Annotated in this window: 21 protein-coding genes; 13 read left to right on the plus strand and 8 right to left on the minus strand. The window is 72.2% G+C overall.

From position 1 onward, the window contains the following. Both VLF38_RS06620 and VLF38_RS06625 read right to left on the minus strand, forming a co-directional pair. Positions 1–345: LytR/AlgR family response regulator transcription factor (locus VLF38_RS06620; protein ID WP_325270486.1), on the minus strand; the 345-nt coding region annotated here is incomplete at its 3' end. Then, a complete protein-coding gene (locus VLF38_RS06625; RefSeq protein WP_325270487.1) occupies positions 342–1,472 on the minus strand; it encodes a histidine kinase in 1,131 nt (376 codons plus the stop codon). The genes VLF38_RS06625 and VLF38_RS06620, both read right to left, overlap by 4 nt. Before the next feature lie 128 nt (positions 1,473–1,600). On the opposite strand from VLF38_RS06625, the gene VLF38_RS06630 reads away from it, so the two are divergent. Together VLF38_RS06630 and VLF38_RS06635 are read left to right on the plus strand one after the other, a co-directional pair. Then, the gene (locus VLF38_RS06630; protein WP_325270488.1) at positions 1,601–1,852 is read left to right on the plus strand and encodes a hypothetical protein; all 252 of its coding nucleotides are present in this window, start codon (positions 1,601–1,603) and stop codon (positions 1,850–1,852) included. Beyond that, positions 1,849–2,277, plus strand: coding sequence for a TA system VapC family ribonuclease toxin (locus tag VLF38_RS06635; RefSeq protein WP_325270489.1), 429 nt, complete (start codon positions 1,849–1,851; stop codon positions 2,275–2,277). Before VLF38_RS06630 ends, VLF38_RS06635 begins: the two co-directional genes overlap by 4 nt. Before the next feature lie 8 nt (positions 2,278–2,285). On the opposite strand, the gene VLF38_RS06640 is transcribed toward VLF38_RS06635, so the two are convergent. Further along, on the minus strand, positions 2,286–3,482 hold the full coding sequence (locus VLF38_RS06640) for a GAF domain-containing protein (protein WP_325270490.1): 1,197 nt from the start codon (positions 3,480–3,482) through the stop codon (positions 2,286–2,288). Positions 3,483–3,666: 184 nt separating this feature from the next. On the opposite strand from VLF38_RS06640, the gene VLF38_RS06645 reads away from it, so the two are divergent. The 4 genes from VLF38_RS06645 to VLF38_RS06660 all read left to right on the plus strand — a co-directional run bounded on the left by VLF38_RS06645 (position 3,667) and on the right by VLF38_RS06660 (position 8,124). Then, positions 3,667–4,800: a HoxN/HupN/NixA family nickel/cobalt transporter gene (locus tag VLF38_RS06645; RefSeq protein ID WP_325270491.1), complete on the plus strand. Its 1,134-nt coding sequence runs from the start codon at positions 3,667–3,669 to the stop codon at positions 4,798–4,800. A gap of 78 nt (positions 4,801–4,878) precedes the next feature. Further along, complete coding sequence (locus tag VLF38_RS06650) at positions 4,879–6,048, plus strand: iron-containing alcohol dehydrogenase (RefSeq protein ID WP_325270492.1); 1,170 nt, start codon at positions 4,879–4,881, stop codon at positions 6,046–6,048. Between the two features lie 44 nt (positions 6,049–6,092). After that, positions 6,093–7,439, plus strand: a complete 1,347-nt coding sequence (locus VLF38_RS06655; RefSeq protein WP_325270493.1) for a sensor histidine kinase — start codon at positions 6,093–6,095, stop codon at positions 7,437–7,439. A 1-nt stretch (position 7,440) separates the two neighbouring features. Next, entirely contained in the window at positions 7,441–8,124 is a 684-nt protein-coding gene (locus tag VLF38_RS06660; RefSeq protein ID WP_325270494.1) for a MadR family response regulator transcription factor, read from the plus strand. 27 nt (positions 8,125–8,151) lie between these two features. Here VLF38_RS06660 and mftM read toward each other — a convergent pair whose 3' ends face one another. The 4 genes from mftM to mdo all read right to left on the minus strand — a co-directional run bounded on the left by mftM (position 8,152) and on the right by mdo (position 13,326). Next, entirely contained in the window at positions 8,152–9,057 is a 906-nt protein-coding gene (mftM, locus tag VLF38_RS06665) for a mycofactocin oligosaccharide methyltransferase MftM (protein WP_325270495.1), read from the minus strand. Continuing rightward, positions 9,054–10,589: a VWA domain-containing protein gene (locus VLF38_RS06670; protein WP_325270496.1), complete on the minus strand. Its 1,536-nt coding sequence runs from the start codon at positions 10,587–10,589 to the stop codon at positions 9,054–9,056. Before VLF38_RS06670 ends, mftM begins: the two co-directional genes overlap by 4 nt. 18 nt (positions 10,590–10,607) lie before the next feature. Continuing rightward, positions 10,608–11,870, minus strand: coding sequence for a MoxR family ATPase (locus tag VLF38_RS06675; RefSeq protein ID WP_325270497.1), 1,263 nt, complete (start codon positions 11,868–11,870; stop codon positions 10,608–10,610). Between the two features lie 163 nt (positions 11,871–12,033). Beyond that, positions 12,034–13,326, minus strand: coding sequence for an NDMA-dependent methanol dehydrogenase (gene mdo, locus VLF38_RS06680; RefSeq protein ID WP_325270498.1), 1,293 nt, complete (start codon positions 13,324–13,326; stop codon positions 12,034–12,036). Positions 13,327–13,614: 288 nt separating this feature from the next. Here mdo and mftA point away from each other — a divergent pair, with 288 nt between their 5' ends. The 7 genes from mftA to mftF are packed head-to-tail and all read left to right on the plus strand — an operon-like array spanning position 13,615 to position 19,459. Next, positions 13,615–13,719 (plus strand): mycofactocin precursor MftA, encoded by a 105-nt coding sequence (gene mftA / locus VLF38_RS06685; RefSeq protein ID WP_325270499.1) that lies wholly within the window; start codon positions 13,615–13,617, stop codon positions 13,717–13,719. A 19-nt stretch (positions 13,720–13,738) separates the two neighbouring features. Continuing rightward, the gene (mftB, locus tag VLF38_RS06690; protein WP_325270500.1) at positions 13,739–14,026 is read left to right on the plus strand and encodes a mycofactocin biosynthesis chaperone MftB; all 288 of its coding nucleotides are present in this window, start codon (positions 13,739–13,741) and stop codon (positions 14,024–14,026) included. Beyond that, the gene (gene mftC / locus VLF38_RS06695; protein WP_325270501.1) at positions 14,023–15,252 is read left to right on the plus strand and encodes a mycofactocin radical SAM maturase; all 1,230 of its coding nucleotides are present in this window, start codon (positions 14,023–14,025) and stop codon (positions 15,250–15,252) included. Before mftB ends, mftC begins: the two co-directional genes overlap by 4 nt. Before the next feature lie 14 nt (positions 15,253–15,266). Then, positions 15,267–16,439 (plus strand): pre-mycofactocin synthase MftD, encoded by a 1,173-nt coding sequence (gene mftD / locus VLF38_RS06700; protein WP_325270502.1) that lies wholly within the window; start codon positions 15,267–15,269, stop codon positions 16,437–16,439. 1 nt (position 16,440) lies between these two features. Continuing rightward, positions 16,441–17,160, plus strand: a complete 720-nt coding sequence (gene mftE / locus VLF38_RS06705; RefSeq protein WP_325270503.1) for a mycofactocin biosynthesis peptidyl-dipeptidase MftE — start codon at positions 16,441–16,443, stop codon at positions 17,158–17,160. Beyond that, positions 17,157–17,945 carry a mycofactocin-coupled SDR family oxidoreductase gene (locus VLF38_RS06710; RefSeq protein WP_325270504.1) on the plus strand — a complete coding sequence of 263 codons (789 nt, stop codon included), beginning with the start codon at positions 17,157–17,159 and terminating at the stop codon, positions 17,943–17,945. The genes mftE and VLF38_RS06710 overlap by 4 nt, the downstream gene beginning before the upstream one ends. After that, positions 17,942–19,459: a mycofactocin biosynthesis glycosyltransferase MftF gene (gene mftF, locus VLF38_RS06715; RefSeq protein ID WP_325270505.1), complete on the plus strand. Its 1,518-nt coding sequence runs from the start codon at positions 17,942–17,944 to the stop codon at positions 19,457–19,459. Before VLF38_RS06710 ends, mftF begins: the two co-directional genes overlap by 4 nt. Here the strand turns inward: mftF and VLF38_RS06720 are convergent. Continuing rightward, a complete protein-coding gene (locus VLF38_RS06720) occupies positions 19,371–19,964 on the minus strand; it encodes a GPR1/FUN34/YaaH family transporter (RefSeq protein WP_325270506.1) in 594 nt (197 codons plus the stop codon). The genes mftF and VLF38_RS06720 overlap by 89 nt on opposite strands. Positions 19,965–20,024 lie beyond the last annotated feature (60 nt).

Below are 20,024 nucleotides of genomic sequence, written 5' to 3' on the forward strand. Positions count from 1 at the left end.
GGCGAGCCGCTCCTGCCGGACCGGCTTGAGGACGTAGTCGACGGCCCGCAGCTCGAAGGCGTCGACGGCGTGCTCGTCGTGGGCGGTGACGAAGACGATCGGCGGAGGCTCCTTGAAGTTGGAGAGGACCTGGGCCAGGTCGAGGCCGCTGAGGCCGGGCATGTGGATGTCGAGGAAGACCCCGTCGACCCCGCCCTCCTGGAGGATCCGCAGCGCCTCGGCCGCGGAGCCTGCTGCGCGCACGGAGGAGATCCGCCGGTCGCGCTCGAGCAGCCAGCGCAGCTCGTCGAGCGCAGGTGCCTCGTCGTCGACGACGAGGACCCGCAGCTGCTTCTCCACACTCATCCGACACTCACTCCCGGGGCGAACTTGGGCACCCGCACGATCACCTTCGTGCCGGCGCCGGGGGCCGTCTCGACGACCAGGCCGTGGTCGTCGCCGAAGCTGGTGCGCAGGCGTTGGTCGACGTTACCGAGACCGACCGAGTCCTGGTCCAGGTCGCCGGCGAGCACGCGGCGTACGCGCTCGGGGTCCTCGCCGGCGCCGTTGTCCTCGACCTCGAGGACGCAGACCTGGTCGAGGTCGCGGGCGACGATGCTGATCCTCCCCGTGCCGTCGGTGCGGGCCAGGCCGTGCTTGACGGCGTTCTCGACGAGGGGCTGGACGCAGAGGTAGGGGACGACGACGGGGAGCACCTCGGGAGCGATCTGCAGCGTCACCTCCAGCCGCGAGCCGAAGCGAGCCTGCTCGAGCAGGAGGTAGCGCTCCACGGACTTCAGCTCCTCGGCGAGCGTCGTGTAGTCGCCGTGGCGGCGGAAGGAGTAGCGGGTGAAGTCGGCGAACTCGAGCAGCAGGTCGCGGGCCCGGTCGGGGTCGGTGCGCACGAAGCTGGCGATCGTGGTCAGCGAGTTGTAGACGAAGTGCGGGCTGATCTGCGCGCGCAGGGCGCGGAGCTCCGCCTCGGCCAGGCGGGTGCGGCTGCTGGTCAGCTCGGCGAGCTCGAGCTGGCCGGCGACCCACCGGGTCACCTCGTCGGTCGCGCGCACGAGCCCGCCCGAGGTCTGGTCGGCGTAGGCCTGCAGCGTCCCGACGATCCGGCCGTCGACGAGCAGCGGGCTGACGATCGCGTGCCGGGCGCGGCAGCCGGCGCGGCCGCAGTCGAGGTCGTCGGGGCCGGCTGCCGACGTACGACCGGTGGTGGCGACCTGCTGGGCGAGGCGGGCGGCGTGGTCACGGTGGTGGTCGTCGGCACCATCCCAGGCCAGGACCGCGCGGTCGTCGGTCAGCGCCAGTGCAGGTACGCCGAGGAGTGCGCGGAGGTGCCGGCTCGCGCGGGTGGCGCTCGCCGATGTCAGGCCCTCGCGGAGGGCCGGTGCGGCCAGTCCCGCGGTGTGCAGGGTGCGGAACGTCGCCCGGTCGGCCTCGCCACCGAGCCGGGGCCGCCTCGAACGCCTGGAACGCCGCCACTGCACGCCGCCAGCGTAGGGGTGCGTGTGGTGGTCGTCACGGAGGCAGCGGTGAGCGGTGCGGGGCGAGCGCCGAGTGGTCGGAGGAGCCACCGGCGCATCATGATGCAATCGCCTGATGCTATGATGCAGCCATGCGCACGACGGTCTCCATCGACGATCACCTGCTGGCTGAGGTCAAGCTGGTCGCGGCGCGCGAGCACGCGACGTTGGGCACCATCGTCGATGCGGCGCTCCGGTCCTGGCTGGCGGCGCGCGAGTCACGGCCGCGCACCGACTTCGTCTGGTCGGACGTCGCGGTCGAGGGCCTCGACGGTCAGGGCGTCCGCCCGGGCGTCGACTGGCGCAGCAATGCCGCCGTCCTGGCGGCGATGGAGGAGTCGTGATCCTCCTCGACGTCAACGTGTGGCTCCCGGTGCTGCGCGCCGACCACGAGCAGCACACCCTGGTCACGCGGTGGCTGGACGGGCTCGTCGAGCGGGGCGAGGAGATCGGCGTCAGCGAGCTGGCGCTCTCGGGTGCGGTCCGGATCCTGACGCATCCGGGGATCTTCGTGCCTCCGTCTGACCCGACAGCCGTGCTCGATGCCTGCCGGCGAGCGCTCGAGGCGCCCAGCGCTCGCGTGGTGCGGGCCGGAGCGCGGCACTGGCGGATCTTCGACCGGCTGGTCCGCGAGGCCGCGGCCCGGGGCAATGACGTCCCCGATGCCTTCCACGCCGCACTCGCGATCGAGCACGGCGCCACACTGGCGTCGTTCGACCGCGGGCTGGCCAGGTTTGCCGAGCTCCGGCTCGTGGCGCCCTCCGCCTGACGGGTCGATCAGACGCCGAGCTCGTGGTCGAGCCGCGCGAGCTGGCCCTGGGCGAGTGCCCACAGCGGTGAGCCGGGAGCGAGCAGGTCGCGCTGGCGCACCCAGGCCTCGTAGTCGTCGGCGCCCCACACGGAGCGGGTCCACGACGAGACCAGGTCGGCCTGCCCCGAGGCGAGGACGGCGGCGCGCAGCTGGTGGGTGAGCGCCTCCCGCATGCGCACGACGCCGGGCGCGGTCGAGCGGGGGAGGATCGGGCCGCGGAACATCCGGAGCGCCCCCGCGACGTCGCCCGAGGCGAGGCGCGCCTCCACGGCCAGCCAGTCACCTGCGCTCGCTGCAGTCAGGCGGTAGGGACGCGACGCCAGGAAGCTCTCGTCGAGCAGGTGACGCAGGCGGTTCATCTCCGCACGCAGGGTCGAGGAGCCTCCGTCGTCCTCGTAGAGCAGGACCGCGAGCTCGTCGCCGGAGAGGCCGTTGGGCGCGCTCGCGAGCAGGAGCAGCATCTCGCTGTGCCGCGGCGAGAGCCGGAAGCGCGCGGTGTGGCCGCGCGCGTCGTCGAGGGTGACCAGCGCATCGCTTCGGCCCAGCGCCTCGATCCGCAACGACGGGTGGCTGGTCCGCTGCTCCGGAGGCCGTACGACGAGCCGGTCGCGCGCCAGCTCGGTCTCGGCCAGTCGGACCGTGGCGCGGATCAGCGCCATCGTCTGCGGGACCACGATCTGGTCGCCGCCGGTGACGTCGAGGACGCCCAGCAGCTGTGAGGTCGCCGGGTCGTGGATGGGCGCCGCGGCGCAGCTCCAGCTGCGGACCGACTGGCGGAAGTGCTCGGACCGGTTGACCGTGGCGGGAGCACCCGTGGCCAGGGCGAGCCCGGGGGCGTTGGTGCCGGCGATCCGCTCGTCCCAGTTGCTGCCGGCCACGAAGCCGATCGACTCCGCACGCCGCAGCGCGATGCCCGAGCCGCACACCCAGAGCAGCTGCCCTGCCTCGTCAGCCACGGCCATGACGGCATCGCAGTCACGGGCGGCCTGGCCGAGGACGTCGTCGAGAAGCGGGAAGACCTGCGCCAGCGGATGCGCCGCCCGCGCGGCACGGAGGTCGGCGTCGTCGAGCGTGATCGGAGCGGTCTCGCTCTCGGTCGGCACCCCCGCGGCCGCCGAGCGGTGCCAGGACGCCGCGACCTCCGCGCGCATGCCGGTCTCCATGCCGCCAGTGTGACACCGTTCACGTTGCAGCGACGTTGCGCTGCCGCGAAGCCAGGCCACGGGACGGGCGTCGTGCCCGAGGGCAGGTCGCTGGCTGGCCGGTCGGTCCGACCCGCCCCTCCGATCGGAGAGTCCTCCGCGGAGCTTGTTGCGAGGAGCTCGCAAGAGCGTCGATGGTCGCGACATGACCTCGATCCCAGGAGCCCGCCGCCCGACGCTCGGCCGCGAGCAGAAGCTCTCCTTGATGCGCACCCTCGGCTTCGTGCTGCTGCTCCACCTGATCGGGTGGGGGCTCCTGATCGGGGTCGTGGCGCCACGCCACTACGCGGTCGGCGACGGGTTCCTCGGAGTCGGTCTCGGCCTCACGGCCTACACGCTCGGCATGCGGCACGCGTTCGACGCGGACCACATCGCCGCCATCGACAGCACCACCCGCAAGCTGATGGCGGACGGGCAACGACCGGTCAGCGTCGGGTTCTGGTTCAGTCTGGGCCACAGCTCGGTCGTCTTCGCGATGGTGATGGGCATCGCCTTCGGGGTGCGGGCGCTCGCGAACGGCGTACAGGACGAGGACTCGACGCTGCTGCGGACGGCGGGCGTGTGGGGCCCGTCCGTGAGTGGGGTCTTCCTGCTCGCGATCGGGGTGCTCAACCTCGTTGCGCTCATCGGCATCGTGCGGGTCTTCCGCGGCATGCGCCGGGGACAGTTCGACGAGGCGGCGCTCGACCGGACCCTGGACGCCCGCGGGCTGCTGAACCGGCTCCTCGGCCGGGTCAACCGCGCGGTCCGCAAGCCCTGGCACATGTACCCCATCGGGTTCCTCTTCGGGCTCGGCTTCGACACCGTCACCGAGGTGGGCCTGCTGGTGATCGCGGGAGGAGCCGCGGCCGCGAGCCTGCCCTGGTGGGCAGTCCTGACGCTGCCGGTCCTCTTCGCCGCCGGCATGACGCTGCTGGACACCTTCGACGGTGCGTTCATGAACGTCGCCTACGGCTGGGCCTTCGCACGACCGGTGCGGAAGGTCTACTACAACCTGACCGTCACGGCGCTCTCGGTCGTGGTCGCGATGATCATCGGCGTCGCGACGCTCGGCGCGATGCTCGGCGAGCAGGTCGGGGGACCGCTGCGGGTCTTCCTCCGTCTCGACCTCGAGTACGTCGGCTACGGGATCGCCCTGCTCTTCGTGGTGGCCTGGGCGGCCTCGGTGCTCATCTGGAAGTTCGCCCGGGTCGAGGAACGCTGGGCGGTCGAGGCCACCCCGGGTGTCGCGGTGCCGACCGGTCCCGGTGCAACACCGATGCAACCTTCACGTACCTAGCGTGTGGTCACCGTCACTCGGGGGACGAACGGGACGGGTCGAGGAGGTAGTCGTTCGATGCTCGCGACATCTGCACCGGTGAGTTCGCTCCCCCGGGAGGACCGGCTGCTGAAGTTCCACGTGCCGGAGATGGTCTTCGGCCTCGGCTCGCTGGCCGAGGCCGGCTTCTGCGCCGGGCGGCTCGGTGCGCGCCGGCCGTTCATCGTGACCGACCCCGGCATCATCGAGGCCGGTTGGGTGGCCGAGCTGCTGCGCCACCTGCGCGAGGTCGGGCTCGACCCGCAGGTCTGGGCGGGGGTCACCCCGAACCCGAAGGACCACGAGATCGACGCCGCGCTGGCGGCGTACGTCGAGTGCGGGGGCGACGTCATCGTCGGCATCGGCGGGGGGTCGGCGCTGGATGCCGCGAAGGGCGTGGCCATCCTCAGCGGCAACGGCGGCTCGATCAGCGACTACGCCGGCGTCGATCGGGTGGAGCAACCGATCCCGCCCCTGCTGATGATCCCGACCACCGCCGGCACCGGCTCGGACGTCTCCCAGTTCTGCATCGTCACCGACACCGCCAACGCGGTGAAGATGACGATCATGGGACGCTCGCTGGTCCCCGACATCTCCGTCACCGACCCCCGGCTGCTCAGCACGATGCCGCACGACCTCGCCGCCGCGACCGGCCTCGACGCCCTGACGCACGCGGTCGAGTCCTTCGTCTCGCTCGGTCACAACCCGCTGGCCGACGGGCATGCGCTCTCGGCCGCACGTCTCGTCGCCAAGGCGCTTCGCCGCAACGTCGAGGTGCCCGGTGACGAGCGGGCCCGGCTCTGGATGGCGCAGGCCAGCCTCGAGGCCGGACTCGCCTTCTCGAACTCGATCCTCGGCGCGACCCACGCGATGAGCCATCAGGTCGGCGGGCTCTTCGACCTGCCGCACGGGGTGGTCAACGGCGTGCTCCTGCCGCACGTGATCCGGTTCAACGCCGAGGTGGTTCCCGAGCGCTTCGCCATGCTCGCCGATGCGATGGGCCTGCAGGTCGAGGGGATGCCCGACGCCGAGGCGGCCGAGCTCCTCGCGCAGTACGTCCAGGACCTGGCGGAGTCCGTCGGAGCGCCGCGCCGGCTGGGCTCCCTCGGTGTGACCGCCCAGGACGTCGATCGCATGTCCATCACCGCCGTCCGCGATGCCTGCCTCGCCACGAACCCCCGCCCGGCGGGCCAGGACGACATCGCCGGCATCTTCCGCGAGTCGTTGTGACTGCCCAGCCGCACTCGCCGCCACCGCCCGAGGCGCGGCGGGCGATGCCTGACCTGGCCGCGCTCACCGGAGTGCGCTCCGGCAAGCAGACCTACTACAACGCCTACCAACGGTCGAACGAGCGGCTGCAGCGGACCGTGGCGGCGATGGACTCGATCTCGGGTGCTCTCGTGCACCCGGTCGAGGGTCCCCGCCCCCTGCTGGAGAAGATCGTCCGCGTCGCGTCGCACCACCTCGACGCACGGTGGGCCGTGCTCGCCCTCACCGCCCACGCGCTCCCGTCGACCCGTCCGCGCTTCCTGGCACTGGACGCGGTCGGAGTGGTCCTCGATGACATCGCGGAGCTGCCGGATGACGCCCGCGAGGCGATCCGCGAGGTGGCCTCAGGGGTCCTGCCGGTCCGGGCCACGCAGAACGTCGTCGGCGCCGTGGTCGCCCCCATGCTCCTCGACGGCCACGCGATCGGTGCTCTGGCCGTGGCGCCCCGTGGCGACCTGCCCCTGGAGACGCCCGACCTCTCCGCTTTGCACATCCTCGCCAACCTCGCGGCCGTCTCGCTGCACACCGGCGACCTCTACCGGACGGGTCTCGCCCAGCAACGGCGCGCGCACCAGCTCTTCGACGAGGTCTCCGAGCAGGCCCGCCTGCTCTCGGTCCGCAACGAGGAGCTGCGCGCCGCCGAGCAGCGGCTCCGCGTGGCCGACCAGCGCGAGCTCATCGACAGCGAACGCCGGCGCATCGCCCTCGAGCTGCATGACAGCGTCGCCCAGACGGTGCTGACGGCGGGACTCGTGCTCGAGGTGGTTCGCGGCGACCTGGCGTCCGGTCCGCCGGGTGGCCGGGACGGTCAGGTCCTCCCCGAGCTCGACCGGGCCCGCGACCTGATGTCGACCGCAACCGAGCAGCTGCGTTCGGTGATCTACGCCCTCCACCACGAACGCACCGCGGAGGACGTCGCCAGCCTGCCCGAGCTCCTCGCGGAGGTCGCGTCCCAGCACCGGCCGCACCTCGCCGTCCGGCTGAGGGTCGAGGGGAGTCCCGTGCCTCTCGGAACGGCTGCCGAGCACGCGCTGGCCCGGACGGCGGGTGAGGCACTCTTCAACGTCGCGATGCACGCTGGCGCCCGCAAGGCGTTGGTGCGCCTGCGCTACCTGGCCGACGGCGTGGTGCTCCGTGTGAGCGACGACGGAAACGGCGAACCGGCCGCCATGCGGCGTACGGTCCGGCTCGCGCGGCGGGGGACCGCCGATGGCCGGCACCGGGGTCTGGTCGGCATGGCCCTGCGCGCCGAGGCGCTCGGGGGGACCTTCTCGATCCGTCGTTCCCGGGCAGGCGGCGTCGCCGTCGAGTCCCGCATACCGCTGACCAGCGCGACCACCCGAGGAGGGTGACATGACCACCTTGACCCCCGTCAGCCCGGACGAGCACGACGCGATCGCCACGATCGGCATCGTGCTGGTCGATGACCACGCCATGGTGCGACAGGGACTCCGCTCGGTGCTCGAGCGGGAAGCAGATCTGCGTGTCATCGGCGAGGCCGGCTCCTCGGCGCAGGCTCTCGCCGTCGTTGCGACCGCCAGCCCCGCCGTGGTCCTGCTCGACCTCCGCCTCTCGCCGTCCACGGAGAACGAGGGGATCGACCTCTGCGCCCGCCTGCACAAGGCCCATCCGGAGGTGGCGGTGCTCGTGCTCACGACGGTCATCGACGACCACCTCGTGCTGGAGGCGATCCATCGGGGTGCCAAGGGCTACGTCGTGAAGGAGGTGGACACCTCCGAGCTGGTCCGTGCGATCCGGGCGGTGCATCGCGGCGAGAGCGCCTTCGACTCCCGCAGCGCGGCGGCCATGGTGCGCGGCATCAACGCCGAGTCCGCGGCCGAGAACCGGCATCTCACCGAGCGCGAGCAGGACGTGCTGCGCCTCCTCGCGCGGGGCATGTCCAACCGCGGGATCGGGCAGCAGCTCTTCATCTCCGAGACGACCGCCAAGTTCCACGTCTGCAACATCATGCGGAAGCTCCAGGTGAGCCGCCGGGCCGAGGCGGTCTACGTCGCGAGCAAGGAGGGGTTCATCTGATGCCTCGCCGTTCGGCCGGCTGACCGGTCAGGGCCGGTCCAGGACCAGCCAGCCGCCGTGGTGCTCGTGGACGGTCCACGACCAGCCGCTGGCGATCGCGATCTCGATCAGGGTGCGTGCGGTGAAGACACGGACATGTCCGTACGCGGCGGTCGGCTCGTCCTCGAAGGGCACGGCGACGACGACGCGACGCCGTGCCAGGCGCTGCATCTCCGTGACGACGGCGGCGCCGTGCTCGGCGGGCAGGTGCTCGAGCAGGTGGAGGGCGACCACCGTGTCGTACGACGTGTCGGGACGCGGCACACGGGCGGCATCGCAGATGACGGTCTCGATCCGCCGGCCCAGCAGGGGAGCGACGCGACCGAGCAGCCGGACGGTGTTCGCTGACAGATCGCTCGCGGTCATCGCGAACCGGTCGGCGGCGAAGAGGCTGAAGAAGCCGAAACAGCTGCCGAGCTCCAGCACCGAGCCCGGCTCGATCAGCCCCGCTGCATGGCGGTACACCGGGGCATAGCCGGCGAGAGAACCCTCGACCAGGGCACCGTGGTGTGGCTCCGTCGCCGCGCCGGGTCGGAGCGACGTCAGCTGCGCCAGCCGGTCCATGGTGTTGCGGTAGAAGAGCGTCCACGCGGAGAGCGGGTCGTCGGCGGCACTGACGACGAGGCCCGTCATCAGCCGCTCGAAGAGCTCGCTGCCCTCCAGCCACCCAGGAGCGAAGAGCTCTGCCGCGACGAGGCCGGCGAGGTCGTTGTCGATCCGCTCTGCCGGCAGGTCGTGGGCCAGGTGCACCCGGTCGTGGTCGGTCCAGAAGGCGAAGGAGTCCGTCCGGATCGCGCCGATCGGCACGTGGCGGGTCCGGACCACCTCGACGAGGTCGTCACGGTAGGCGCCGGGTGCGCCCGCGAGCGGGTCGATGGGCGCGGCGAGCGTCACCGGGGCACCTCCGTCAGGTGCGACGTCACCAGATCGAGCCCGGCAAGGTCGCGCACGACGTGCACGCGGTCGCAGTGTGCGGCGTACGCCGGCAGGTCGCAGCTGCCCAGTCCCCACGACCAGCGTGGCTCGGGGGTGATCCAGATCGTCTCGCGGGCACGGCGGGTGATCTCCTCGAAGGCGCTCGTCCCGGGATCGTTGCCGTTGCCACGGCCGTCGCCGAGGACGACCACCGTCGTACGCCGGTTGATCCCGCCGCCGAACTCCTCGAGGAACTGGCGGAAGGCCGACCCGTAGTCCGAGTCGGTGTCCACGTCGAGGACGCCGCCGGCCGGCAGCCCGGAGAGGGTCAGCGAGAGGGCCTCCTCCATCTGGTGCTCGGCGAAGAGATCGGTGACCTCGACCAGGTCGGAGACGAAGGCGAAGGTGCGCACGTGCGAGGCCATGCCCTGCAGTCCGTGGACGAGCTGCAGCGTGAAGCGGGCGGCGGCCCGGACCGAGAGCGAGACGTCGGCCAGGACCAGCAGGCGCGGGCGGTCGGTCACCTTCGCCACGGTCACGGGTCGGAAGGGGACGCCGTCGCTGCGCAGGTTGCGCCGCATGGTCCGGGAGCCGTCGATGCTGCCGCGTGCCGCCTCCCGGCGCCGGGAGCGGGGCGCACCGTGGAGGCTGTGGATGAGCCGGCGCAGCGACTCCTCCAGCGTGGCGCGCTCGGACTCGCCGATCCGGTCGATCTCGCGGGCCTGCGCCTCCCGCGACTCGATGGCTGCTTCGGTTGCGAGCAGCTCCTCGAGGTGATGCTGCAGGGCGTCGGGCAGTCCCTCGAGCAGGCCGGAGAGCGCGGTGCGGAGGGCGGCCAGCTCGTCGGTGCCGACCGTGCTGCCCTCCACGGCCTCGTCGCCCTCGTCGAGCCAGGCCAGGAGCGCCATCTCCTCGGCGACGGTCAGCTCCGAGTCCAGCCGGGTCCCCGGGCGATCGGCGATCTTCCCCGGGCGGCCCGGGTTGTGCAGCCGGGAGGTGTCGAGCTGGAGGCGCGCCGCGTTGGCGCGAGAGCCGGCGCCGTCGTTGGAGAGCACGATCTCGTCGGTCATGGCGGCCATGTCGAGCTTGTTCGCCTCCTGGTGCAGGTTGTACTGCTGGGCGAGGTCCTCGGGGTCGAAGAAGTCCCGGATGTCCTGCGGCTTTCCGTGGCTGTGTCCCTGGCTGGGCGTGTTGCCCGGCTCCTCGGACAGGACGAACTCATCGAGCTCGCCGTCGTCCTCGAGGTCGTCGTGGGCGTGCGAGTGCCCGTGCTCGTCGGAGGAGTCGACCACGGCGCGCAACCGGAAGAAGCGGTCGAAGACCCGGTCGAACGCCGCCTCGTCGCGCTGGTCCTTCACCAGCGTGACGCGCAGTGCGCTGCGCAGCAGCTCGCGGTCCTCGAGCACGCCGGGTGCTCCCGCCGCGCGGGACGCGTCGACGACCTCGGAGATCCCGATGCGGATGCCGTGCAGCCGCAGCAGCCGCACGAACCGGTGGAGCGCGCCGTCCATCGCCCAGCCCCTCCGGTCTCAGAAGGGCCGGCGGCGTGAGCCGAAGGAGCGGGCGCCCTGGCCGGCGGGCACGGGGCGTGAGGGGCCGATGTTGCCGGTGCCGTAGTAGGCCTCGTCGTGCCGGCCAGGCTGGTCCATCGCGCGGCGTGCCTCGGCACCATCGGGCTCGTCGGTCGCGGGGTGCGCGTGGGTCTCCTTCCTGTGGTCGTGCCCGCTGCCGTGGTCATGCCCGTGGTCATGGCCGTGACCGTGCCCATGGCCGTGACCGTGGTCGTGCAGGTGGTCGGGGACGACGGCGTTCGGGTCGACCATCCGCGGCAGCGCCTCCAGCGTCCGGCGCAGGTCGCGCTCGTACTTCACCACGACGTTCGCGGTCGCCGACAGGGTCTCGGCCGTGAGCTCCTCGGCGCCGAGGACCGCGAGGGTGCGGGCCCAGTCGACGGTCTCGGAGATGCTCGGCGCCTTGCGCAGGTCGAGTTCGCGCAGCCCCCGCACGATGCCGACCAGCTGGCGGGCGAGCTCGTCGGGGAGCCCGGTCTTCTTCGAGCGGATGATGTCGAGCTCGCGCTCGGCGTCGGGGTAGTCGAGGAAGAGATGCAGGCAGCGGCGCTTGAGGGCCGCGGAGAGGTCGCGGGTGTTGTTCGACGTGAGGATGACGTACGGCGTGTGCCGGGCCCGGAAGGTGCCCAGCTCGGGCACCGAGACCTGGTACTCCGCGAGCAGCTCCAGGAGCACTGCCTCCAGGGCCTCGTCGGCGCGGTCGACCTCGTCGATGAGGAGGATCACCGGCTCCTCGGAGCGGATCGCCTCGAGCAGCGGACGGGCGGCAAGGAATCGCTCGGAGAAGAAGACGCTCTCCTCGCCGGCGAGGGTGTCGACCGCGCTGGCCAGGTCGGGGGCGTCGGCGACGAGCGCGCCGACCTTCTCACGCATGAGCTGCGTGTAGAGGAGCTGCTTGCCGTAGTCCCACTCGTAGAGCGCGGTGGTCTCGTCCTGGCCCTCGTAGCACTGCAGGCGCAGCAGCCGTCGTCCGGTGACCTCGGCCAGCGACTTGGCGAGCTGGGTCTTGCCCACGCCCGCGGGGCCCTCGAGCAGGATCGGCTTCTCCAGGTGGGCCTGGAGGAAGACGGTGGTCGCCAGGCGCCCGTCGGCGAGGTAGCCGTGGGCCGCGAACTGGTCGATGACGTCGGCGACGTCGGCGAACCCGGAGTGGTCGAGGTCAGCGTCGAGGGAGGGGTCCTCGAGCTGGTCGAGGGACGGGTCGAGCGGCTGGGCGGACATGCGTGCCTCCTGGGGCGACGGGGCGGTGGGGCGGCAGGGCAGTGGGTGGGGTGTGGATCGGTCCGGCCCGGGGGCTCTCGCGGCTCTCCCGAGCCGGACCGAGTCACGGTGTGACCGTCGGCGTGACAGATCTGCTGTCAGCTCGCACGGTCAGGGGGGCGGCTCAGGACAGCAGGTCGTCCAGGTCGCCGGTCATGCAGTGCTCGACCACGGGGCGCACGGTCTCGAACGTGCACTCCTTGGCGTTGCCCGGGGTGCAGGCGTCGCCGAGGACGTGGTTGGTGATCCGGTCGACGTCTTCAGCGTCGCCCTTGATGACCTTCGCGTTCTCGTAGAACTTCGTCGGTCCCGTGCCCAGGCGGTTCTTGGAGTAGGAGTCCTGGGTGACGGAGACGAAGTTCTCCGGGATGCCGACGTCGCGGAGCAGGCGGATCGCCGCCTCGAGGGCCGCGTCGGCCGCCTGCACCTTCGTCATGCCGCGGGTGTCGACACCCATCGCCTCGGCGATGTCGGCGAAGCGGCCGTACTGCGCCGGCATGTTGAAGGCCCACACGCGGGGCAGCGCGATGGCGTTGTTGAGGCCGTGGTGGGTGTCGTAGAACGCCGAGACCGCGTGCGAGATCGAGTGGATGATGCCGAGGCCGCCGGAGTTGAAGGCCTGGGCGGCGATGTACTGGGCGTACATCATGCCCTCGCGGCCCTTGAGGTCCTGGCCGTTCCAGACCGCCTCGCGCAGGTTCTCCGCGGTCAGCTTGATGGCCCGGATCGCGTTGCCGAGCGACGGCTCGAAGTTGAGCCGGGAGACGTACGGCTCGGAGGCGTGCGCGAGCACGTCGAAGCCGCACTGGGCGGTGTAGTCGACCGGGCAGTCGAAGTAGAGCACCGGGTCGTCGATGGCGAGGGTGGCCACCGAGGCGTCGTCGAACGCGACGTACTTGTGCGGGTTGTCGGGGTCCGTCGTGGTGTCGGTGATGACGTAGGCCCACGAGGTCTCCGAGCCGGTGCCGGCGGTGGTGGAGACGGCGATGTGCGGCGGGTTGTTGGGGTTCTCGGACTTGTTGAAGCCCTCGAAGTCGTTGACGTTGCGACCGTCGTGGGCGACCGAGATGCGCGCGCCCTTGCACGCATCGTGCGAGGAGCCGCCACCGATGGAGATGAACGAGTCGCACTTGTTCTGCTGGTAGAGGGCCACCGCGTCCATGACGTTGTAGTCCTTGGGGTTCGACTCGACCTGGTCGTACACGACGGCCTCGAGGCCGTGGTACTTCAGCGAGTCCACGATCTTCTGGACGACGTTGGTGCCACGGAGGCCCGACGTCATGACCAGGGGCTTGGTGAAGCCCAGCTTGATGGCCTCGGGACCGATGAGCTCGTGCGCACCCGGGCCCATGAGGGCTCGCGGGAACGGGTGGAACTCCTTGATCGGGAACGGCTTGAGCAGCTCGTCAACCTGCATGGGAAACCTCCTGTGGGAACGGGTGACATCGGCGAACGTAAGGCGCGTCACAGCCCCGGTGTGAGGACGGGAAACGCAAACCATCCGGCGTGAGGAGGGGGCGCTGACCGGTCGGCGCGTGCCGCACCTGCCCGGTCGGAGAGGGCCGCGGGAACCGGGCTCCCGACACCGCCGAGAACCCCTCCGAACGGAGAGGCCGATGTGCACTTCCGGACGGCGCTGAGCGTGGCCTGCGCTGCCTAACGTCGGTTTTGCCAACGCAACACACCATCCGAAGGGAGTCCGGACATGTCCGCTCACACCACCCGTTCCGCCGACGTCGACACCGACCTGGTCGAGGAGGAGCTCCTCGTCGAGGAGGTCTCGATCGACGGCATGTGCGGCGTCTACTGATCCGGGACGGCGAGACACCATGACCTCCTTCGACCCGGACACCGCCTGGCGGCGTACGCCGTCCGTCGTCCTCCGGCCCGAACCGTTCGGCGCCCTCGTGTACGACTTCGGATCGCGCCGGCTCTCCTTCCTCAAGGACCTGGCCCTCGTCCGGGTCGTGGAGGCCCTCGACCGGTCGGCCTCGGTCCTCGCGGCGCTCCGCAGCGCGGGCATCGCCGAGGCCGACCACCCCCGCTACCTGTCGGCCCTGGCCACCCTGGCCCGCTCCGGCATGATCTCCCCGCGCCAGGAGGCGGCTGCATCATGACTCTCACCCCTACGCGTCCTGCACCCCCGGCGCGCACCCCCGTCCCGCGGCTCGTCGACCAGTTCGAGAGCGGCCTCGACGCGCCCATCTGCCTGACCTGGGAGCTGACCTACGCCTGCAACCTGGCCTGTGTGCACTGCCTGTCGTCGTCGGGCCGGCGCGATCCGCGCGAGCTCAGCACCGAGCAGGCCAAGGCGGTCATCGACGAGCTCCAGCGGATGCAGGTCTTCTACGTCAACATCGGCGGCGGCGAGCCCACCGTGCGCCCCGACTTCTGGGAGCTCCTCGAGTACGCCGTCGCGCACGACGTCGGCGTGAAGTTCTCCACCAACGGCGTCCGGATCACCCCCGAGCGGGCCCGCTGGCTCGCCGCGAGCGACTACGTCGACGTGCAGATCTCCCTCGACGGCGCGACCGCCGAGGTCAACGACGCGGTCCGTGGCCGGGGCTCCTTCGACATGGCCGTCCGCGCCCTGCAGAACCTCAAGGACGCAGGGTTCAAGGACTCCAAGATCTCGGTCGTCGTGACCCGGGAGAACGTCCGCCAGCTCGACGAGTTCCAGGAGCTGGCCGACCGGTTCGGCGCCACGCTCCGGATCACCCGGCTGCGTCCGAGTGGTCGCGGCGCCGACGTCTGGGACGACCTGCACCCGACCGCCGAGGACCAGCGCTTCCTCTACGACTGGCTGGTCGCGAAGGGGGAGGGCGTGCTCACGGGCGACTCCTTCTTCCACCTGGCCGCGTTCGGCGACGCGCTGCCCGGCCTCAACCTGTGCGGCGCCGGCCGCGTGGTCTGCCTGATCGACCCGGTGGGTGACGTCTACGCCTGCCCGTTCGCGATCCACGACACCTTCAAGGCCGGCAACCTGCTCGAGGACGGCGGCTTCCAGCGCGTCTGGCAGGAGTCGGCCCTCTTCACCGAGCTCCGCGAGCCGCAGTCGGGCGGCGCCTGCGTCTCCTGCTCGGCGTACGACGCGTGCCGCGGTGGCTGCATGGCCGCCAAGTTCTTCACCGGCCTGCCGCTCGACGGTCCCGACCCCGAGTGCGTGAAGGGCAACAGCGAGGCCGCCCTCGCCAACCGCGACGGGTCCGGGCTGCCGCAGGCATCGCAGGACCACTCGCGCCCGGCTGCCGTCGTGCTCGGCATGCCTGGCCGCCCCACCTCCCTCGGGCCGGCCCCGGGGACCAAGCTGCCCGACCGGTTCTGCAACGAGAGCCCGATCTGAGGAGTCACCCTGTCATGTCCAAGACCTGGTTCGAGACCGTCGCCGAGGCCCAGCGCCGCGCACAGAAGCGTCTCCCGAAGTCCGTCTACAGCGCCCTGCTGGCTGGCTCGGAGAAGGGCGTCAGCTACGACGACAACACCACGGCGTTCGGCCAGCTCGGCCTCGCCCCGCACTGCGCCGGGCTGTCGGCCAAGCGCGACCTGGCCACCACCGTCATGGGCGAGGAGATCGCGCTGCCGGTGATCTGCTCGCCGACCGGCGTGCAGGCGGTCCACCCCGACGGGGAGGTCGCGATCGCCCGGGCTGCCGCCGCCCGGGGCACCATCACCGGCCTGAGCTCGTTCGCCAGCAAGCCGGTGGAGGAGGTCGTCGCGGCCAACCCGCAGACGTTCTTCCAGATCTACTGGCTGGGCAGCCGCGACGCGATCCTGCAGCGCATCGAGCGGGCCCGGGCGGCCGGCGTGCGCGGCTTGATCGTCACCACCGACTGGTCCTTCTCGATGGGCCGGGACTGGGGGAGCCCGTCCATCCCCGAGAAGCTCAATGCGAAGGCGATGCTGCAGTTCGCGCCCGAGACCCTGGCCCGGCCGCGCTGGCTCTCGCGCTTCGCCCGCGCCGGCTACATCCCGGACCTGACTGCGCCGAACCTGGTCGAGCCGGGCGGGCAGGCGCCCACCTTCTTCGGCGCCTACTACGAATGGATGCAGACCCCGCTCCCGTCGTGGGAGGACCTCGCGTGGCTGCGCTCGCAGTGGGACGGCCCCGTCATGCTCAAGGGCGTCTGCCGCGTCGATGACGCCAAGCGCGCGGTCGACGCGGGCATGACCGCGATCTCTGTCTCCAACCACGGCGGCAACAACCTGGACACCACGCCGGCGCCGATCCGCGTGCTGCCGTCGATCGCCGACGCGGTCGGCGACCAGATCGAGATCGTCCTCGACGGCGGCGTACGCCGGGGCAGCGACGTGGTCAAGGCCGTTGCCCTCGGCGCCCGCGCGGTGATGATCGGCCGCGCCTACCTGTGGGGTCTCGCCGCCAATGGTCAGGCCGGCGTCGAGAACGTCCTCGACATCCTCCGTGGTGGCATGGACTCGGCGCTGCTCGGCATGGGCAAGTCGTCGATCCACGACCTGACCCCGGGCGACATCGTCATCCCACCGGGCTTCACCCGCACCCTCGGGGCCTGAGATGGAGCTCGCGCTCGCCACCTGGCCCGAGCTCGGTGAACGGGTGGACGTCGTCGTCCTCCCGACCGGCTCGTGCGAGCAGCACGGACCGCACCTCCCGTTCTCGACCGACGCGGCTATCGCCACCGCGGTCGTCGACCGGGCGGTCGCGCGCCTGCGTGCCGCGGGGGTGCACGCGGTCGCAGCTCCTCCGCTGCCCTACGGGGCCAGCGGTGAGCATGAGCACTTCCCCGGCACCGTCGACATCGGGCACGACGCCCTGCACGCAGTGCTGCTCGAGCTGGGCCGGTCGATCGGCCGCTGGGCCGACCGGCTGGTCTTCGTCAACGGCCACGGCGGCAACGCGCCGACCGTCTCGGCCGCCGTCGGACGGCTGCGCCACGAGGGCCGCGACGCCGCCTGGGTGCCGTGCGAGATCGTCTGGGGCGACGCGCACGCGGGCCGCACCGAGACCTCGCTGATGGCGGCCATCGCGCCGGCGGCCGTCCGGGAGGACCGGGCGGAGGCCGGTGCCACCGAGCCGGTGGAGGTGCTGATGCCGCGGCTGCGGACCGGAGGCGTGCGGGCGGTGTCGCCGAACGGGGTGCTCGGTGACCCGGCAGGCGCCTCCGCAGAGGAGGGCGAGCAGCTCCTGGCGGGACTGGTCGAGGCCACCGTGGAAGCGGTGCTCGCGGGGCATCCCGACGTCGCGGGCCGTCTGCGGGTGCCGGTGCCGGCATGAGCACGCTCCCGGTCGCGCTGGTCACCGGTGCCGCCGGGGGCATCGGCACGGCCATCGTGCGCGGGCTCGTGGAGGACGGGTTCCACGTGGTCGCGGTCGACGCCTGCGCCCCGATGCCGGGCGCGGTCTCCGCGCCCGCGGACCCCGACGCGCTGCTCGGCCTCTGGCTGGGGGGCGAGGGCCGGGTCGACACGGCAGTGGCCGACATCCGGGACCGTGCTGCTCTCGAGCGGGTCGTCGCCGGCATCGAAAGGTCCCGCGGCCGCCTCGACGTCGTGGTCGCCGCCGCGGGTGCCGTCGCCGGCGGGCAACCGCTCTGGGAGGCGCCTGCGGGCGAGCTCGACGTGCTCGTCGACGTCAACCTCAAGGGCACGTGGAACACCGCGGCCGCCACGCTCCCGCTCATGCTGCGGCAGCCACCGCCGCGGCGCGGCCGCTTCATCGCGGTCGCCTCCGCAGCCGGGCACCGCGGCCTGCAGCACCTCACGGCGTACGTCGCGAGCAAGCACGCTGTCGTCGGCCTGGTCCGGGGTCTCGCCGCCGACCTGCGCGGCACCGGCATTACCGCGACGGCGGTCTCGCCCGGCAGCACGCGTACGCCGATGCTCGCGGCCACCGCGTCGCTCTACGGGCTCGACGACGTCGGGCCCCTCGCCGAGCGCCACCTCGTCGAGCGCGTCCTCGAGCCCGAGGAGATCGCCGACACCGTGCGGTGGCTCAGCTCGCCGCGAGCGGGCGCCCTCACCGGCAGCGTGGTCCACGCGGACGGCGGGTTCACGGCATGAGCGCGCTCGCGGAGGAGAAGCCGGCCGCAGGTAGCGGGCTCGCCGCGGGGACCCGGGTCCGGCTGCTCCCGGGCACCTGGCGCGGAGAGGGCGGCCGGGCGCTCTTCGGAGGATCGCCGACGCGGATGCTCTTCCTCCGGCCCGCCGCCTGCGACGTGCTGGGGGAGGGCGAGTTCGTCGTGACGGACCGCAGGAGCGCGCGCCTGGCCCGGCTGCTGCTCGACCGCGGCTTCGCGGAGATCGCGGAAGCAAGCGGGAGGTGGAGCAGGGCCGACGTGACCGTCGTGGTGCCCGTGAAGGACCGGCCGGTCGCTCTGGCACGGCTCCTCGACGCGCTCGGCTGCCTCCGTGTCGTGGTGGTCGACGACGGCTCCACCGAGCTGGCTGCCACCGTCGCGGCGACCCGCCGACCGGGCGTCACGCTGCTCTGCCACGACACCCCGCGAGGACCGGCCGCCGCCCGCAACACCGGCCTGGGCGCGGTGACCACGCCGCTGGTCGCCTTCGTGGACTCCGACGTCGTCCCGGCGCCCGGCTGGCTCGCCCCGCTGCTCCAGCAGCTCGAGGACCCGGCCGTCGGGATCACCGCTCCGCGCATCGCCGGGCTGGAGGGAGAGGACCGCGGAGGCGCCGTCGCGCGCTACGAGGCGGTCCGCTCCTCGCTCGACCTCGGCCCGCTCCCGGCGGTGGTCCGCCCGGGCGCGAAGGTGCCCTACGTCCCGTCGGCCTGCCTGGTGGGCCGGGTGGCGGCGTTCGGTGACGGGTTCGACGAGCGGATGCAGGTCGGGGAGGACGTCGACCTGGTCTGGCGGACTGCTGGCTCCGGCTGGCTGGTCCGCTACGTCCCTGCCGCGGTCGTCGCGCACGACCACCGCGTCGACGCGCGACGCTGGTTCCTGCGGAAGGCCTTCTACGGCACGAGCGCGGCGCCGCTGGCGCTGCGGCACGGCGACGCGGTCGCCCCGGTGGTCGTCGCGCCGATGACGGTCGCTGTCGCGCTGGCGGTGCTCGTCCAGCGCCCCTGGGCGGTCGGCGTAGCTGTGGCTGGCGCAGGGGCGGTCCTGGTCCGCACCGCGCAGTCGCTCGAGCAGAGCGAGCGTCCGTGGACCGTGGCGGCCCGGCTCGCGCCGTACGGCCTGGCGGCGTCGCTGCAGCAGTGCGGCGCGGCGATGACCCGGCACTGGTGGCCGGCGATGGTCCCGCTCGCCGTTGCTTCGCAGCGCGCCCGCCGCGCCTGGGTCGCCGCCGCGGTCGTTGACGGGCTGGTCGACTGGCGGCGCTCCCGCCCCGACCTCGACCCCGTGAGCCACGTCGTGCTCAGGCGGCTCGACGACCTCGCCTATGGCGCAGGGCTGTGGTGGGGCGCCCTGAAGCACACCACCACAGCCCCGCTCCGGCCCGCGCTGGGCCGGGAGTCCCTCGGGCTCAGGCGCGGACCGGCGACCCGAGGGGGAGGGGTCGGCCGCCGGTGGCTTGCGACATGGCGTCGAGGAACAGGTACGCCCCGACGATGACGAACGCGAAGACGGTGTAGCCGCCGAGCTGCGTCAGGCCGGTGCTGCCCTGCGCGGTGCCGAGCAGGACGAGCAGCAGCGCGAGGTCGATCAGGGCGAAGAGAAGGGTGAACGCACGCGGCAACCGCAGGGTGGCCACGGTGAGCAGCACGACGATCGCGAGCCAGGACCCGAGGAAGAGCTCCTGGGTGCGGACGGCGTCGTCCGGCAGGATGCCGAACCAGCCGTGCGTGAGGCCGAGGACGAGTGCGGCGTAGCTGGACCAGAAGCCGGTGAAGATGCCGAAGATCGCGGCGACGGCGTTCTGGTTGAGACGGGTCGCCCAGATCGCCGCGACGGCCTGCCCGAAGGCGGTCGCGGTGGCGATGATCGGGATGGACGCGGCGCCGGCGGTGGCGGGCACGAAGCCGGTGAGGACGAGGCCGAGGGCGACGGAGCCGACGAGGAACGTCGGCACGCCGATCAGGCCGGGGTTGCCGTCGGGGACGGTGGTTTCGGTGGACACGGATACCTCCAGGGGGATGTGGTCCCCGTCACTGTGCCGACGGTGGAGTGCCGGCCACAC

This window comes from Nocardioides sp. (assembly GCF_035481145.1).
In the GTDB taxonomy this organism is placed as follows: Bacteria; Actinomycetota; Actinomycetes; order Propionibacteriales; family Nocardioidaceae; genus Nocardioides.